At 65.2% G+C, this 16,333-nt stretch carries 11 protein-coding genes and 1 tRNA gene; all 12 read right to left on the bottom strand.

Features of this window, described 5'->3' with window-relative positions:
• Positions 1-132 precede the first annotated feature (132 nt).
• The 12 genes from fusA to D183_RS0107055 all read right to left on the bottom strand — a co-directional run bounded on the left by fusA (position 133) and on the right by D183_RS0107055 (position 16,147).
• Positions 133-2,223, bottom strand: coding sequence for an elongation factor G (fusA, locus tag D183_RS0107110; protein ID WP_010341333.1), 2,091 nt, complete (start codon positions 2,221-2,223; stop codon positions 133-135).
• A 138-nt stretch (positions 2,224-2,361) separates the two neighbouring features.
• Positions 2,362-2,829, bottom strand: coding sequence for a 30S ribosomal protein S7 (gene rpsG / locus D183_RS0107105; RefSeq protein ID WP_010341334.1), 468 nt, complete (start codon positions 2,827-2,829; stop codon positions 2,362-2,364).
• A 12-nt stretch (positions 2,830-2,841) separates the two neighbouring features.
• Positions 2,842-3,216 (bottom strand): 30S ribosomal protein S12, encoded by a 375-nt coding sequence (rpsL, locus tag D183_RS0107100; RefSeq protein WP_003469157.1) that lies wholly within the window; start codon positions 3,214-3,216, stop codon positions 2,842-2,844.
• 228 nt (positions 3,217-3,444) lie between these two features.
• Positions 3,445-7,662 (bottom strand): DNA-directed RNA polymerase subunit beta', encoded by a 4,218-nt coding sequence (rpoC, locus tag D183_RS0107095; RefSeq protein ID WP_017908394.1) that lies wholly within the window; start codon positions 7,660-7,662, stop codon positions 3,445-3,447.
• Positions 7,663-7,792: 130 nt separating this feature from the next.
• Entirely contained in the window at positions 7,793-11,944 is a 4,152-nt protein-coding gene (rpoB, locus tag D183_RS0107090; protein WP_017908393.1) for a DNA-directed RNA polymerase subunit beta, read from the bottom strand.
• Between the two features lie 303 nt (positions 11,945-12,247).
• The gene (rplL, locus tag D183_RS0107085; protein ID WP_010341338.1) at positions 12,248-12,616 is read right to left on the bottom strand and encodes a 50S ribosomal protein L7/L12; all 369 of its coding nucleotides are present in this window, start codon (positions 12,614-12,616) and stop codon (positions 12,248-12,250) included.
• Positions 12,617-12,679: 63 nt separating this feature from the next.
• Positions 12,680-13,222 (bottom strand): 50S ribosomal protein L10, encoded by a 543-nt coding sequence (gene rplJ / locus D183_RS0107080; RefSeq protein WP_010341340.1) that lies wholly within the window; start codon positions 13,220-13,222, stop codon positions 12,680-12,682.
• Between the two features lie 483 nt (positions 13,223-13,705).
• Positions 13,706-14,404, bottom strand: a complete 699-nt coding sequence (gene rplA / locus D183_RS0107075) for a 50S ribosomal protein L1 (RefSeq protein WP_017908392.1) — start codon at positions 14,402-14,404, stop codon at positions 13,706-13,708.
• A gap of 3 nt (positions 14,405-14,407) precedes the next feature.
• Entirely contained in the window at positions 14,408-14,836 is a 429-nt protein-coding gene (rplK, locus tag D183_RS0107070) for a 50S ribosomal protein L11 (RefSeq protein ID WP_010341342.1), read from the bottom strand.
• Positions 14,837-15,036: 200 nt separating this feature from the next.
• Positions 15,037-15,594: a transcription termination/antitermination protein NusG gene (gene nusG, locus D183_RS0107065; RefSeq protein ID WP_010341344.1), complete on the bottom strand. Its 558-nt coding sequence runs from the start codon at positions 15,592-15,594 to the stop codon at positions 15,037-15,039.
• A gap of 13 nt (positions 15,595-15,607) precedes the next feature.
• Positions 15,608-16,021: a preprotein translocase subunit SecE gene (gene secE, locus D183_RS0107060; RefSeq protein WP_017908390.1), complete on the bottom strand. Its 414-nt coding sequence runs from the start codon at positions 16,019-16,021 to the stop codon at positions 15,608-15,610.
• Positions 16,022-16,071: 50 nt separating this feature from the next.
• Positions 16,072-16,147: transfer RNA gene (locus D183_RS0107055), tRNA-Trp, on the bottom strand.
• Positions 16,148-16,333: the final 186 nt, after the last annotated feature.

The raw sequence follows: 16,333 nt of genomic DNA, 5'->3' as shown, positions 1-16,333 counted from the left end.
GTTGACGTGCGGCTTGGTGCGCTCGAACTTACCCTTTGCCATGTCTGCTCTACCTCGTGATTCGTATTGGGGGACGAGCGAGCGGGATGCGGCGCGGATCGAGTCCGCGGCACGCATCCCGTCGCTCTAATCTCAGTTCTTCTTGATGACCGAGTCGGCGATGTTGGCCGGCGCTTCGGCGTAGTGGTCGAACTCCATCGAGAAGGTGGCGCGACCCTGCGACATCGAGCGCAGCGTGGTGGCGTAGCCGAACATTTCGCCCAGCGGCACCATCGCGTTGATCACCTTGCCCGACGGGCTGTCGTCCTGACCCTGCAGGATGCCGCGACGACGGCTCACGTCGCCCATCACGTCGCCCAGGTAATCCTCCGGGGTGACGATCTCGACCTTCATGATCGGCTCCAGCAGCACCGGGTTGGCCTTGTTGAAGCCTTCCTTGAAGCCCATCGAGCCGGCGATCTTGAACGCCATTTCCGACGAGTCGACGTCGTGGTACGAACCGTCGATCAGGCGCACCTTGACGTCCACGATCGGATAGCCGGCCATCACGCCGTTGGCCACCGCTTCCTGGATGCCCTTGTCCACCGCCGGGATGTATTCCTTCGGCACCACGCCGCCGACGATCGCGTTCTCGAAGGTGTAGCCCTGGCCGCGTTCCTGCGGCTCGATCTCGAGCACGACGTGACCGTACTGGCCCTTACCGCCGGACTGACGCACGAACTTGCCTTCCTGCTTGACCGCCTTGCGGATGGTCTCGCGGTAGGCCACCTGCGGCTTGCCGACGTTGGCTTCGACGTTGAACTCGCGCTTCATGCGGTCGACGATGATTTCCAGGTGCAGCTCGCCCATGCCGCGGATGATGGTCTGGCCGGACTCTTCGTCGGTGTTGACGCGGAACGAGGGATCTTCCTGCGCCAGACGGCTCAGCGCGATGCCCATCTTTTCCTGGTCCGACTTGGTCTTCGGCTCGACCGCCATCGAGATCACCGGCTCCGGGAACACCATGCGCTCCAGGGTGATGATGTGGTCCTGCGCGCACAGCGTGTCGCCGGTGGTGACGTCCTTCAGACCCACCGCCGCGGCGATGTCGCCCGCGCGCACTTCCTTGATCTCTTCGCGGTTGTTGGAGTGCATCTGCAGGATGCGACCCACGCGCTCCTTCTTCGACTTGACCGGGTTGTACACCTGGTCGCCGGAGTTCAGCGTGCCCGAGTAGACGCGGAAGAAGGTCAGCGAGCCGACGAACGGGTCGGTCATGATCTTGAACGCCAGCGCCGAGAACGGGGCGTTGTCGGTGGCCGGACGGCTGTCTTCCTTCTCGTCCTCGTCGATGCCCTTGACCGGCGGACGGTCGCTGGGCGACGGCAGCAGCTGGATCACGCCGTCGAGCATGGCCTGCACGCCCTTGTTCTTGAACGCGGTACCGCAGTACACCGGCACCACTTCCACCTTCAGGGTGCGCTCGCGCAGACCGCCCAGGATCTCGGCCTCGGACAGGTCGCCCTCGTTGAGGTACTTGTCCATCAGGTCTTCGTTGGCTTCGGCCGCGGCCTCGACCATGAACGCGCGCGCTTCGGTGGCCTTGTCGACCAGGTGCGCGGGGATGTCGCGGTATTCGAACACGGTGCCCTGCGAGGCGGTATCCCAGTGGATCGCCTTCATCTTGACCAGGTCGACCACGCCCTCAAAGCCGTCTTCGGCGCCGATCGGCACCTGCATCGGCACCGGGTAGGCGCCCAGGCGGGCCTTCAGCTGCTCGACGACCTTGTCGAAGTTGGCGCCGGTGCGGTCCATCTTGTTGACGAACGCCAGACGCGGCACCGCGTACTTGTTGGCCTGACGCCACACGGTCTCGGACTGCGGCTGCACGCCGCCGACCGCACACAGCACGAACACCGCGCCGTCGAGCACGCGCAGCGAGCGCTCGACTTCGATGGTGAAGTCCACGTGCCCGGGGGTGTCGATGATGTTGAAGCGGTGCTGCGGCATGGACTTGTCCATGCCGGTCCAGAACGCGGTGGTGGCCGCGGAGGTGATCGTGATGCCACGCTCCTGCTCCTGCTCCATCCAGTCCATCGTCGCGGCACCGTCATGCACCTCGCCGATCTTGTGGCTGACGCCGGTGTAGAACAGGATGCGTTCGGAGGTGGTGGTCTTGCCGGCATCGATGTGAGCCATGATGCCGAAGTTGCGGTAACGCTCGATGGGAGTGGTACGGGCCACAGGGAGCCTCTCAAATTTCTTGGATTTCGGATGGCCGAACGCCGCCTTGCGGCGGCCTTCGGATTTGTGCCACGCGCAACGGCGCAGCTAGCGGCACTCAGATGGTGCCAGCGGGCCCCGTTTCCAAGGCCCGGAAGGTCACCAGCGGTAGTGCGCGAACGCCTTGTTCGCTTCCGCCATGCGGTGAGTCTCTTCGCGCTTCTTGATGGCGCCGCCACGGTTTTCCGAAGCATCGACCAGCTCGGCCGCGAGCTTGCGCGGCATCGAGTTCTCGCCGCGCTTGCGCGCCGAGTCGATCAGCCAGCGCATCGCCAGCGCCATGCGACGGGAGGAACGCACCTCGACCGGCACCTGGTAGGTGGCACCGCCGACGCGGCGGGACTTGACTTCGACCGCCGGAGCGACGTTATCCAGCGCCTTCTGCACCAGCTCGATGGCGTTGGGGTTCTTCTCGCCGATCACGTCCATCGCGCCGTACACGATCTTTTCGGCGACCGACTTCTTGCCGCTCAGCATCACCATGTTGATGAAGCGGGCGATGGTTTCGCTCCCGTGCTTGGGGTCCGGGAGAACGGCGCGCTGCGGCGTATTACCTTTACGAGACATGTGTACTTTCCCTTAGCTCTTCGGGCGCTTGGCGCCGTACTTGGAACGACCCTGGCGACGCTTGGCGACGCCGGCGGCGTCGAGCGAACCGCGCACGGTGTGGTAGCGCACGCCCGGCAGATCCTTGACGCGACCGCCGCGGATCAGGACCACGGAGTGCTCCTGCAGGTTGTGGCCTTCGCCGCCGATGTAGCTGATGACCTCTTCCTGGTTGGTCAGGCGCACCTTGGCGACCTTGCGCAGGGCCGAGTTCGGCTTCTTCGGGGTGGTGGTGTACACGCGCGTGCAGACGCCACGGCGCTGCGGGCACTTGTCCAGCGCCGGAGAGGCGCTCTTGTAGGTGGTCGCCTGCCGCGGCTTGCGGACCAGCTGGTTGATCGTCGCCATCAGTGGATTCTTCTGATTGAGGCCGTCGGGCCTGGATGCGTGAAAACGAAGGCAGGCCGAAGGACGGCCTGCCGAGACAGGAAAGTATAGCGGGCAAGTCAAAGCGCCGTCAACACAACGGAAATTTTACTTGCTGGCCCATCCGGGGCCGGAATACGGGGCGCTTCCGCTGCGCCCCCTTTCGCGTGGTAGACCGGCCCCGCGGGCGGGACCGGTCCGGCGTGTTGCTTACTCTTCGCTGCCGGCAGCCGCCGGGGCGGAGGTCTCGACCGCCGGCTCGGCGCTGCCGCCGGACAGGGTCTGCATCTCCGACTCGGTCAGGCCACTGGCGTTGCGGCGGCGCGTGTTGTGGTACGCCAGGCCGGTACCGGCCGGGATCAGGCGACCCACGATCACGTTTTCCTTCAGGCCGCGCAGCGTGTCGCTGGTGCCGCGGACCGCCGCCTCGGTGAGGACGCGGGTGGTCTCCTGGAACGACGCGGCCGAGATGAACGACTCGGTCGCCAGCGAGGCCTTGGTGATGCCCAGCAGCACCGGCTCGTACTTGGCCGGCAGCTCGTTGCGGGTCACCAGGCGGGCATTCTCCTCGATGACGCGCTGGCGCTCGGCCTGCTCGCCGTTGAGGAACTTGCTGTTGCCCTGGTCGGTGATCTCGACCTTGCGCAGCATCTGCCGGGTGATGACCTCGATGTGCTTGTCGTTGATCTTCACGCCCTGCAGGCGGTACACGTCCTGGATTTCCTTGACCAGGTACGCGGCCAGCGGCTCGACGCCCAGCAGACGCAGGATGTCCTGCGGGCTCGGCTCGCCGTCCACCACGGTTTCGCCCTTGGCCACGTGCTCGCCTTCGAACACGATGATCTGGCGGTACTTCGGGATCAGCTCTTCGTGCTCCGACCCGTCGGTGTCCTTGATGATCAGGCGCTGCTTGCCCTTGGTGTCCTTGCCGAAGCTGATGATGCCCGAACGCTCGGCCAGGATCGCCGGATCCTTCGGCTTGCGCGCTTCGAACAGGTCGGCCACGCGCGGCAGACCACCGGTGATGTCGCGGGTCTTGGACGCTTCCTGCGGGATCTTGGCGACCACGTCGCCCACGCCGACCGGCGCGCCGTCCTGCAGGTTGACGATCGAGCGCGGCGGCAGCAGGTACTGCGCCGGCAGATCGGTGCCCGGGATGGTCAGGTCGTTGCCCTTGGCGTCGACGATGCGCACGATCGGGCGCAGGTCCTTGGCCTGGGTGCCGCGACGCTTCGGATCGGTGATCTCGCGCGAGGCCAGGCCGGTCAGTTCGTCGGTCTTCTCGATGACGGTGACGCCGTCGATGAAGTCGATGAAGCGGATGAAACCGGCCACTTCCGACACGATCGGGTGGTTGTGCGGATCCCAGTTCGCCACCGACTGGCCGGCCTTGACCGCGTCACCGTCCTTGGCGGTGATGGTGGCGCCGTACGGCAGCTTGTAGCGCTCGCGCTCGCGGCCGTGGCCGTCGAGCACCGACAGTTCGCCCGAACGCGACACCGCCACCAGCGAACCGTTGGCGTGCTCGACCGACTTGAGGTTGTTGAACTTGATCGAACCGGTGGTCTTGACCGTGATGTTGTCCACCGCCGCCGCACGCGAAGCCGCGCCGCCGATGTGGAAGGTACGCATGGTCAGCTGGGTACCCGGCTCGCCGATCGACTGCGCGGCGATGACGCCGACCGCTTCGCCGATGTTGACCAGGTGGCCACGGGCCAGGTCGCGGCCGTAGCAGCGCGCGCACACGCCGAACGCCGATTCGCAGGTGATGGTCGAGCGGACCTTGACCGACTGCACGCCGGCCTCTTCCAGCTTGGCCACCCACTGCTCGTCGAGCAGGGTGTTGCGGGTGACGATCGGATCCTCGTCGTTGCCCGGCAGGAACACGTCCTCGGCCACCACGCGGCCGAGCACGCGGTCGCGCAACGGCTCGACCACGTCGCCGCCTTCCACGATCGGGGTCATGGTCAGGCCGTCGGTGGTGCCGCAATCCGGCTCGGTGATCACCACGTCCTGCGCCACGTCGACCAGGCGACGGGTCAGGTAACCGGAGTTGGCGGTCTTCAGCGCGGTATCGGCCAGACCCTTACGGGCACCGTGGGTGGAGTTGAAGTACTCCTGCACGTTCAGGCCTTCGCGGAAGTTCGCCTTGATCGGCGTCTCGATGATCGAGCCGTCCGGGCGGGCCATCAGGCCGCGCATGCCGGCCAGCTGACGGATCTGCGCCTGCGAACCACGCGCGCCGGAGTCGGCCATGATGTACAGCGAGTTCATCGACTTCTGGTCGATGGTCTCGCCCTTGGCGTTGACCACCTTCTCGGTGCCGATGGTGTCCATCATCGCCTTGGCGATGCGCTCGTTGGTGCGCGACCAGATGTCCACGACCTTGTTGTAGCGCTCGCCGGCGGTGACCAGACCGGACTGGTACTGCTCCTGGATTTCCAGCACTTCCTGCTCGGCTTCGCCGAGGATGCCCTTCTTCTCCGACGGGATCAGCATGTCGTCGATGCCGATCGACACGCCGGCGCGGGTCGCGTAGGCGAAGCCGGTGTACATCAGCTTGTCGGCGAACACGACGCTGTCCTTCAGACCCAGCTGACGGTAGCTGGAGTTGATCAGGCGGCTGATGTTCTTCTTGGTCAGCTCGGTGTTGGCCAGCGCGAACGGCAGGCCTTCCGGCAGGATCTCGGCCAGCAGCGCGCGCCCGATCGTGGTGTCCACGATCGAGGCCTTCTTGGTGCGGTTGCCGTCCTCGTCGATCACCGTCTCGGTGATGCGGACCTTGACCTTGGCGTGCAGTTCGACCGCACGGTTGTCGTAGGCGCGCTTCACTTCGGCGATGTTGGCGAAGACCATGCCCTCGCCCTTCTTGTTCTCCAGCGCGCGGGTCATGTAGTACAAACCCAGCACCACGTCCTGCGACGGCACGATGATCGGCTCGCCGTTGGCCGGCGACAGGATGTTGTTGGTGGACATCATCAGCGCGCGCGCTTCCAGCTGCGCTTCCAGCGACAGCGGCACGTGCACGGCCATCTGGTCACCGTCGAAGTCGGCGTTGAACGCGGTGCAGACCAGCGGATGCAGCTGGATCGCCTTGCCTTCGATCAGCACCGGCTCGAACGCCTGGATGCCCAGACGGTGCAGGGTCGGCGCACGGTTCAGCAGCACCGGGTGCTCGCGGATCACCTCTTCCAGGATGTCCCAGACCTCGGCTTCTTCGCGCTCGACCAGCTTCTTGGCGGCCTTGATGGTGGTGGCCAGGCCGCGACGCTGCAGCTTGGCGAACACGAACGGCTTGAACAGCTCCAGCGCCATCTTCTTCGGCAGGCCGCACTCGTGCAGACGCAGGGTCGGGCCGACCACGATCACCGAACGGCCGGAGTAGTCCACGCGCTTGCCGAGCAGGTTCTGGCGGAACCGGCCCTGCTTGCCCTTGATCATGTCGGCCAGCGACTTCAGCGGGCGCTTGTTGGTGCCGGTGATGGCACGGCCGCGACGGCCGTTGTCCAGCAGCGCATCGACCGATTCCTGCAGCATGCGCTTTTCGTTGCGCACGATGATGTCCGGCGCGTTCAGCTCGAGCAGGCGGCGCAGGCGGTTGTTGCGGTTGATGACGCGGCGGTACAGGTCGTTCAGATCGGAGGTCGCGAAGCGGCCGCCGTCCAGCGGCACCAGCGGACGCAGATCCGGCGGCAGCACCGGCAGCACGGTCATCACCATCCACTCCGGACGGTTGCCGGACTCGATGAAGGCCTCGATCAGCTTGATGCGCTTGGTCAGACGCTTGAGCTTGGTTTCCGAACCGGTGCTGGCGATCTCTTCGCGCAGGCGGGTCATTTCCGACTGCAGGTCGATGGTGCGCAGCAGTTCGTACACGGCCTCGGCGCCCATGGCGGCGTCGAAGTCGTCGCCGTGCTCCTGGCGCGCGGTCAGGTACTGCTCTTCGGTCAGCAGTTGGCGGCGCTCAAGCGCCGTCAGGCCCGGCTCGGTCACCACGTAGGCTTCGAAGTACAGCACGCGCTCGATGTCGCGCAGGGTCATGTCCAGCATCAGGCCGATGCGCGACGGCAGCGACTTCAGGAACCAGATGTGCGCGACCGGCGAGGCCAGGTCGATGTGGCCCATGCGCTCGCGACGCACCTTGGCCAGGGTCACTTCGGTGCCGCACTTCTCGCAGACCACGCCGCGGTGCTTCATGCGCTTGTACTTGCCGCACAGGCACTCGTAGTCCTTGATCGGGCCGAAGATGGCGGCGCAGAACAGGCCGTCGCGCTCGGGCTTGAAGGTACGGTAGTTGATGGTTTCCGGCTTCTTCACTTCGCCGAAGGACCACGAACGGATCAGGTCCGGCGAGGCCAGCGCGATCTTGATCGCGTCGAAGTCCAGCGTCTGGCGCTGCTGGTTGAAGAGGTTGAGCAGGTCTTTCATTTGATTTCTCCGGGAATCGGGAATAGCGAATAGGGAATCGTTGGAAGCGGAGAGGCGGGACAGGAAACGCCGGCGGCCTGTGGGCAAACGCCCGGGCGGTTTCCTAGTCCCGACTCCTCATTCCCTGCCCTCAGTCTTCCAGTTCCATGTTGATCGCCAGCGAGCGGATTTCCTTCACCAGCACGTTGAAGGACTCCGGCATGCCGGCGACCATCTCGTGCTCGCCGTCGACGATGTTCTTGTACATCTGGTTGCGGCCCTGCACGTCGTCGGACTTCACCGTCAGCATTTCCTGCAGGGTGTAGGCCGCGCCGTAAGCTTCCAGCGCCCAGACTTCCATTTCGCCGAAGCGCTGGCCGCCGAACTGCGCCTTGCCGCCGAGCGGCTGCTGGGTGACCAGCGAGTACGGGCCGGTGGAGCGCGCGTGCATCTTGTCGTCGACCAGGTGGTTCAGCTTCAGCATGTGCATGTAGCCGACCGTGGTGTGGCGATCGAACGCCTCGCCGGTGCGGCCGTCGTACAGCTGGGTCTGGCCGCTGATCGGCAGGTCGGCGAGCTCGAGCATGTGCTTGATCTCGGCCTCGGTCGCACCGTCGAACACCGGGGTGGCCATCGGCACGCCGTCGGTCAGGTTCTTCGACAACGCCAGCAGTTCCGCGTCGCTGAACTGGTCCAGGTCCACGCGATCCTCGCCCAGCTTCTGGTCGTGGTTGTATATCTGCGCCAGGAACTTGCGCAGGTCGGCAACCTTGGCCTGGGCCTCGAGCATGTTCTGGATCTTGCGACCCAGGCCCTTGGCGGCCCAGCCCAGGTGCACTTCCAGCACCTGGCCGATGTTCATACGCGACGGCACGCCCAGCGGGTTCAGCACGATGTCCACGGTCTCGCCGTTGGCCATGTACGGCATGTCCTCGATCGGCTGGATCATCGACACGACACCCTTGTTGCCGTGGCGACCGGCCATCTTGTCGCCGGGCTGGATGCGGCGCTTCACCGCCAGGAACACCTTGACCATCTTCAGCACGCCCGGGGCGAGGTCGTCGCCGGCGGTGATCTTGCCGCGCTTGTCGGCGAAGCGACGCTCGAACTCCTTCTCGTGCGCCTGGATCTGCTTCTGCGCGCGCTCGATCGCCTCGGAGGCGTCCTCGTCCTTCATGCGCAGCGCGAACCAGTCGGACTTCTTCAGGCCGTCCAGGTAGGCGTCGCTGATGGTGTCGCCCTTCTTCAGGTTCGGACCGCCATTGGCGACCTTGCCGATCAGCTGGCCACGCAGACGCGCGTAGATCGCGCTTTCCAGGATGCGGAACTGGTCGTCGAAGTCCTTCTTGACCCGCTTGATCTCGTTTTCCTCGATCTGGCGGGCGCGCTTGTCCTTCTCGATGCCGTCGCGGGTGAACACCTGCACGTCGATGACGGTGCCGTCCATGCCCGGCGGCACGCGCAGCGAGCTGTCCTTCACGTCCGAGGCCTTCTCGCCGAAGATCGCGCGCAGCAGCTTCTCTTCCGGGGTCAGCTGGCTCTCGCCCTTCGGCGTGACCTTGCCGACCATGATGTCGCCGGCGCGCACTTCCGCACCGATGTACACCACGCCGCTCTCGTCCAGACGGTTCAGCGCCTGCTCGGACACGTTGGGGATGTCGGCGGAGATTTCCTCCGGTCCCAGCTTGGTGTCGCGCGCCACGCAGGTCAGCTCTTCGATGTGGATCGTGGTGTAGCGATCCTCTTCCACCACGCGCTCGGAGAGCAGGATGGAGTCTTCGAAGTTGTAGCCGTTCCACGGCATGAACGCGATCAGCATGTTCTGGCCCAGGGCCAGCTCGCCGATGTCGGTCGAGGGGCCGTCGGCCAGCACGTCGCCGCGCGCGATCACGTCGCCCACGTTGACCAGCGGACGCTGGTTGATGCAGGTGTTCTGGTTGGAGCGGGTGTACTTGATCAGGTTGTAGATGTCGACGCCGGCGTCGGTGCCGCCGCCGATCTCGGCCTCGTTGACCTTGACCACGATGCGGCCGGCGTCGATCTGCTCGATCACGCCGCCACGGCGCGCGTTCACGGTCACGCCCGAGTCGCGCGCCACCGCGCGCTCGATGCCGGTGCCGACCAGCGGCTTCTGCGCACGCAGCGTCGGCACGGCCTGGCGCTGCATGTTCGCGCCCATCAGTGCGCGGTTGGCGTCATCGTGCTCCAGGAACGGCACCAGCGCGGCCGCGATCGACACGGTCTGCATCGGCGATACGTCCATGAAGTGCACTTCCGCCGGCGGCTTCAGCAGCGACTCGCCCTGGTAGCGGCACGGCACGAACTGCTCGGTCAGGCGGCTCTTGGCGTCGTGCAGCGCGTTGGCCTGGGCGATGACGTACTCGTTCTCTTCGATCGCCGACAGGTACTCGACTTCGTCGGTGATCTGGCCGTCCACGACCTTACGGTACGGCGTCTCGAGGAAGCCGTACTGGTTGGTGCGGGCATACACCGCCAGCGAGTTGATCAGGCCGATGTTCGGGCCTTCCGGCGTTTCGATGGTGCAGACGCGGCCGTAGTGGGTCGGATGCACGTCGCGCACTTCGAAGCCGGCGCGCTCGCGGGTCAGACCGCCCGGACCCAGCGCGGAGACGCGACGCTTGTGCGTCACTTCCGACAGCGGGTTGTTCTGGTCCATGAACTGCGACAGCTGCGAGGAGCCGAAGAACTCCTTGATCGCGGCGGCCACCGGCTTGGCGTTGATCAGTTCCTGCGGGGTCAGGCCTTCGGACTCGGCCATCGACAGACGCTCCTTGACCGCGCGCTCGACGCGGACCAGGCCCACGCGGAACACGTTCTCGGCCATTTCGCCGACCGAACGCACGCGACGGTTGCCCAGGTGGTCGATGTCGTCGACCACGCCGCGGCCGTTGCGGATCTCGGTCAGGACCTTGATCACGTCCAGGATGTCGGAGCTGTCGGCGTGCTCGGCGACCAGGCGCTTGGACTCCTCGTCGTTGCGCTCGCCGAAGTACTTCTTGTCGTACAGCACCGACTCGCCGGTGACTTCCTTGCGGCCGACACGGCGGTTGAACTTCATGCGGCCGACCGTCGACAGGTCGTAGCGCTCGAAGGTGAAGAACAGGTTGTGGAACAGATTCTGCGCGGCGTCCTTGGTCGGCGGCTCGCCCGGACGCATCATGCGGTAGATCTCGACCAGCGCCTCGAGCTGGGTCTTGGTCGGATCGATGCGCAGGGTGTTGGACAGGTACGGGCCGCGATCCAGGTCGTTGACCCACAGCGTGCCCACGGCATCGACGCCGGCCTTGCGGAACGCGGTCAGCTGATCTTCGCTGATTTCGTCGTTGGCGCTGGCCAGCAGTTCGCCGGTCGAGGCATCGACCACGTCGTGCGACAGGATGCGGCCGACCAGGTACTCGTCGGGCACGGCCAACGCGGCGATGCCGGAGGCCTCGAGTTGCTTGACGTGGCGCGCGGTGATGCGCTTGCCGGCTTCGACGATGACCTTGTCGCCGTCGGCCAGGTCGAAGTTCAGGGTCTCGCCGCGCAGGCGCTCGGGCACCAGCTCCAGCTGCACGCCTTCCTTCGGGTCGATGTGGAAGGTGTTGATCTCGAAGAACTCGGACAGCATCTCCTCGTTCGAGTAGCCGAGCGCGCGCAGCAGGATCGACACCGGCAGCTTGCGGCGGCGGTCGATACGGGTGAACAGCGCGTCCTTCGGGTCGAACTCGAAGTCCAGCCAGGAGCCGCGGTACGGGATGATGCGGGCGCTGTACAGCAGCTTGCCCGAGCTGTGGGTCTTGCCGCGGTCGTGGTCGAAGAACACGCCCGGCGAACGGTGCAGCTGCGAAACGATGACGCGCTCGGTGCCGTTGACGATGAAGGTGCCGTTGTCGGTCATCAGCGGGATTTCGCCGAGGTAGACCTCCTGCTCCTTGACGTACTTGATCGCCTTGGTGGAGGACTCGCGGTCGTAGATCACCAGGCGCACGGTCACGCGCAGCGGCGCGCCGTAGCTCATGCCGCGCTGGCGGCATTCACGCTCGTCGAACACCGGTTCGCCGAGCTTGTAGCCGACGTACTCCAGCGCCGCGTTGCCGCTGTAGCTGGAGATCGGGAACACCGATTTCAGGGCCGCGTGCAGACCGTGGTCCGAACGCTTGTTCGGGTCAGTGTTCTCCTGCAGGAACTCGCGGTAGGAATCCACCTGGATGGCGAGCAGGAACGGCACTTCGAGGATCGAGCGCTGCTTGCCGAAGTCCTTGCGGATACGCTTCTTTTCGGTGAACGAATAAGACGTCATGAGGTATCACCTTGGCTGATGCGGGCCACGCGTCCGCGGCCCTGAGTGAACATAAATTGTCAGTTGGAAGTCGCTGGTATTGCCGGCACCAGCACGCCTTCTCCCGCTACTTCCAACTACCAACTCGGTGGTGAAGCGGGGACTGGGGAATGGAGAAAGGGGAATCGTGGAGCGCACGTAGCGTGGCTGTTCCGATTCTCCATTCCCGATTCCCGGTTCCCGCCTGAAACGGCCAAAGGCCGGGGGCTTTCGCCCCCAGCCTTCAGTGCATCGCCTTGAACGGCTGGCGATGCAAGGGACTGCTTACTTGACTTCGACCTTCGCGCCAGCGGCTTCCAGGTCCTTCTTGAACTTGTCGGCGTCTTCCTTCGACACGGCTTCCTTCAGGACGCCGCCGGCCTCGGTGAGGTCCTTGGCTTCCTTCAGGCCCAGGCCGGTGATGGCGCGGACGGCCTTGATGACGTCGACCTTCTTGGCGCCGGCGTCGATCAGGATGACGTTGAACTCGGTCTGCTCTTCGACCGGGGCGGCGGCCACGGCCGGACCGGCAGCGGCGACCGGGGCGGCGGCGGAGACGCCGAACTTGTCTTCGATGGCCTTGACCAGCTCCATCACTTCCATGAGGGTCTTTTCGGCGATTGCGTCGACGATCTGCTCGTTAGACAGGGACATTGTGATTACCTTTGGAATTTTTTCTGGATGAGGTTCTAGTGAACCGTTTCAGGTGTCGCGAACTTAAGCCGTTTCGGCCGGGGCTTCCGCTTCGGCGTCGGCGGGCGCGGCGTCGCCGCCACCCTGCTTGTCGCCCACGGCCTTGACCGCACGGGCGAACATGCTCGCCGGCTCGGCCAGGACGCGTGCCAGCATGGCCAGCGCCTGCTCGCGGGTCGGCAGCGACGCCAACACCTCGAGATGAGCGGCCGGATACAGCTGACCACCCAGCGACACGACCTTGGCCTGCAGCTTGTCGTTACCCTTGGCGAATTCCTTGATCAGACGACCGGCAGCGCCGGGTTCTTCCGTCGAGAACGCATACAGCAGCGGACCGACCAGCGCGTCCTGGACGCACTCGTATTCGGTACCGGCAACGGCACGCGCGGCCAGGGTGTTCTTGACAACACGCAAGTACACACCGGTTTCGCGCGCCTTCTTGCGCATCGCGGTCATTTGCGAGACCGTGATGCCGGCGTACTCGGCAGCAACCAAGGAGTGGGCCTTCGCGGCGACGTCGGCCAGTTCGGCGACGACTTCTTGCTTCTGGGACAGATTGAGAGCCATTGCACTCCTCCGTTAAAGCCGGGAGTTGAAATGCGCGACCTGGGATGCGTCAGGAGCGATACCGCCGCTCTTGCCGATCCCCAATCCCGAATCCCGAATCCCTGCTTCAAACTTACTCCGCTCGCGGCTCCTGCCGCTTGCGGTCCTGGGCGGCCTCCATCCTGGATGCCGGGGATGCCGCATGGCATCCCAGTTGGTGGCCGTTCCAGACCTGGAGTGAGCGCGCCCGGAACACCGGGCTGGCCTGCACCAGAAAAACTCCAGAAAGGCGGCACCATCTACGCCGGCGCGTCCCCGAGGGGACTGATTAAGCGATCCCGCTGTACCGACGGCGACTCCTTGCCGTGTCGAGCTTCCGTGCCCGTCGTCGGTGTGCGCAGACCGCGCCTGCGGTCTTTGACGGCTTCGCGTCGGGTTGCCCCGGGCGACGCCTTCAAAAGGGTGACACCGGCGCCGCACCTCGCGGGCGGCGCCGTGTTGCGACTACTTCAGGGACAGCGACGCCTGATCGATGGTGACGCCCGGACCCATGGTCGAGCTCACCGAGATCTTCTGCAGGTAGGTACCCTTCGAGGTCGCCGGCTTGGCCTTGACCAGGTCCAGCAGCAGCGCCTGCAGGTTGCTCTTCAGCGCGTCGTCTTCGAAGCTGGCCTTGCCGATGGTGCAGTGGATGATGCCGGCCTTGTCGGTGCGGTAGCGCACCTGGCCCGACTTGGCGTTCTTGACCGCTTCGGCCGGGTTGGCGGACACGGTGCCGACCTTGGGGTTCGGCATCAGGCCGCGCGGGCCCAGCAGGGTGCCCAGCTTGCCGACGACGCGCATCGCGTCCGGGGTGGCGATGACCACGTCGTAGTTCAGGTCGCCGCCCTGCATCTTCTCGGCGAGGTCGTCCATGCCGACGGCGTCGGCACCGGCGGCCAGCGCCTCATCGGCCTTGGCGCCGGCGGGGGCGAACACGGCCACGCGCACGCTCTTGCCGGTACCGGCCGGCAGCACGGTGGAACCGCGCACCTGCTGATCGGACTTCTTCGCGTCCACGCCCAGGCGCACGGCCACGTCGACGGCTTCGACGAACTTGGCCTTGCTGGTGGTCTTGACGATCTTCAGCGCTTCGTCGATCGAATACGCCTTGCCCGGCTGCACGGCAGCACGGATCGCTTTCTGTCGCTTGGTCTGTGCCATTGCTTAACCCTCCACCGTCAGGCCCATGCTGCGGGCGGAACCCGCAATCGTGCGTACCGCCGCTTCCAGCTCCGCCGCCGTCAGGTCGGCTTCCTTCGCCTTGGCGATCTCTTCGAGCTGCTTGCGGGTCACCTTGCCCACCTTCTCGGTGTTCGGGCGCTTGGAGCCGGAGCTGACGCCCGCGGCCTTCTTCAGCAGCACGCTGGCCGGGGTGCTCTTGGTGACGAAGGTGAAGGTACGGTCCGAATAGGCCGTGATGATGACCGGAGTCGGCAGGCCCGGCTCCAGCTTCTGCGTGGCGGCATTGAACGCCTTGCAGAATTCCATGATGTTCAGGCCACGCTGACCCAGCGCAGGACCGACCGGCGGCGAGGGGTTGGCCTGACCGGCCTTCACCTGCAGCTTGATGTAACCGACGACTTTCTTTGCCATTTTAGTGTCTCCGGGTGCTAGCGCCTAAACCGCAGGCTCCCCATCGCGACGGGAAAATCACGTGTCCCGCCATCACGTTTTTGAAGTGCGCAGAAAGCCGCCTCGCGGCGGCTTCCGTTCTGCCCGGCGGCCTGCCTGGACAGGGAGCCGCGCAGTATAGCAGAGATTTTGGCGCCCGGCGCAGCCGCGCCGGGGCGGGCTCAGGCCTTCTCGACCTGACCGAATTCCAGTTCCACCGGAGTGGAGCGACCGAAGATCAGCACCGCCACGCGCAGGCGGCTCTTCTCGTAGTTGACTTCCTCGACCACGCCGTTGAAGTCGTTGAACGGGCCGTCGGTGACGCGGACCATCTGGCCCGGCTCGAACAGCACCTTCGGACGCGGCTTCTCCACGCCATCCTGAACGCGCTGCAGGATCGCATCGGCCTCTTCGTCGCGGATCGGCAGCGGACGATCGGCGGTACCGCCGATGAAGCCCATCACCTTCGGCGTTTCCTTGACCAGGTGCCAACTTTCGTTGTCGATGCGCGGAATGCCGCCTTCGTCGTGGGTTTCGATCTGGACCAGCACGTAACCCGGGAAGAACTTGCGCTCGGAACGGCGCTTCTGGCCGGAGCGCATCTCGATCACTTCCTCGGTGGGCACCAGCACGTCACCGAAGCGCTCCTGCATCTCGTCACGCGCAATACGGTCGCGCAGCGCTTGGGCCACGGACTTCTCGAAGCCTGAATAGGCGTGAACGACATACCAACGCTTCACTGCTGCACTCTCCTCAACGGCTCACGAACCACTGCATCAGCTTCTGGATCAGGAAATCGAACCCGCCCAGCAACAGACTCAGAATGATCACCACCACGATCACCACCCAGGTGGTGCGGATGGCTTCCTGGCGGGTCGGCCACACCACCTTGCGCAGTTCGAAACGGGATTCGGACAGGAACTCGCGGCCCTCGCGGCCCTTGGCGGTCAACAGGAACACCGCGGCACCGGCGACCAGGCCGGCCACCACCGCCAGTCCGCGCAGCGGACCGGACCAACTCCCCAGCTGTGCAGCACGGCTCGCATCGCCGAACCAGAACCAGACAAACAGGCCTGCGACCACCAGCAACGCAGCGATGACGTACTTGACGATATCGCCACCGACAGAGGCGGCGGGGCCTTTGGAATGCTCGATCTTGCTGTTCATCCGACTCTTGCTGCTATGCGACCGAGGTCACTGGATAGGGAGCGGCAGATTGGCACGCCAGGAGGGACTCGAACCCCCAACCTGCGGTTTTGGAGACCGCTGCTCTGCCAATTGAGCTACTGGCGTGTAGTAAGAACGACTGCACTTCCCTGAGACGGCGAAGGCGGACCGAAGGTTCCGGCCCGCCCTTCGCTGAACCCGACGGCCGTAGCCGCCTGCACCTCGTCGGATTCCGGCGGCCGAGACCGCCATCCTGCCGTCGAGCCCGGCGGCCTTCGCCGCCGGAGGGCATTACTTGATGATCTTGGCCAC

Origin of the sequence: Xanthomonas sp. SHU 199, from assembly GCF_000364665.1 — a bacterium.
GTDB classification, from domain to species: Bacteria; Pseudomonadota; Gammaproteobacteria; order Xanthomonadales; family Xanthomonadaceae; genus Xanthomonas_A; species Xanthomonas_A sontii.
The sequence above is the reverse complement of the archived record's forward strand: the minus strand, read 5'-3'. Positions and strand labels throughout refer to the sequence as shown.

Excerpts from the sequence above, each read along its gene's own strand:
- rpsG (WP_010341334.1), bottom strand. The coding sequence starts at position 2,829 with ATGTCTCGTAAAGGTAATACGCCGCAGCGCGCCGTTCTCCCGGACCCC.
- rpoC (WP_017908394.1), bottom strand. The coding sequence starts at position 7,662 with ATGAAAGACCTGCTCAACCTCTTCAACCAGCAGCGCCAGACGCTGGAC.
- rplJ (WP_010341340.1), bottom strand. The coding sequence starts at position 13,222 with ATGGCTCTCAATCTGTCCCAGAAGCAAGAAGTCGTCGCCGAACTGGCC.
- rpsL (WP_003469157.1), bottom strand. The coding sequence starts at position 3,216 with ATGGCGACGATCAACCAGCTGGTCCGCAAGCCGCGGCAGGCGACCACC.
- rplK (WP_010341342.1), bottom strand. The coding sequence starts at position 14,836 with ATGGCAAAGAAAGTCGTCGGTTACATCAAGCTGCAGGTGAAGGCCGGT.
- rpoB (WP_017908393.1), bottom strand. The coding sequence starts at position 11,944 with ATGACGTCTTATTCGTTCACCGAAAAGAAGCGTATCCGCAAGGACTTC.
- rplA (WP_017908392.1), bottom strand. The coding sequence starts at position 14,404 with ATGGCACAGACCAAGCGACAGAAAGCGATCCGTGCTGCCGTGCAGCCG.
- rplL (WP_010341338.1), bottom strand. The coding sequence starts at position 12,616 with ATGTCCCTGTCTAACGAGCAGATCGTCGACGCAATCGCCGAAAAGACC.
- secE (WP_017908390.1), bottom strand. The coding sequence starts at position 16,021 with ATGAACAGCAAGATCGAGCATTCCAAAGGCCCCGCCGCCTCTGTCGGT.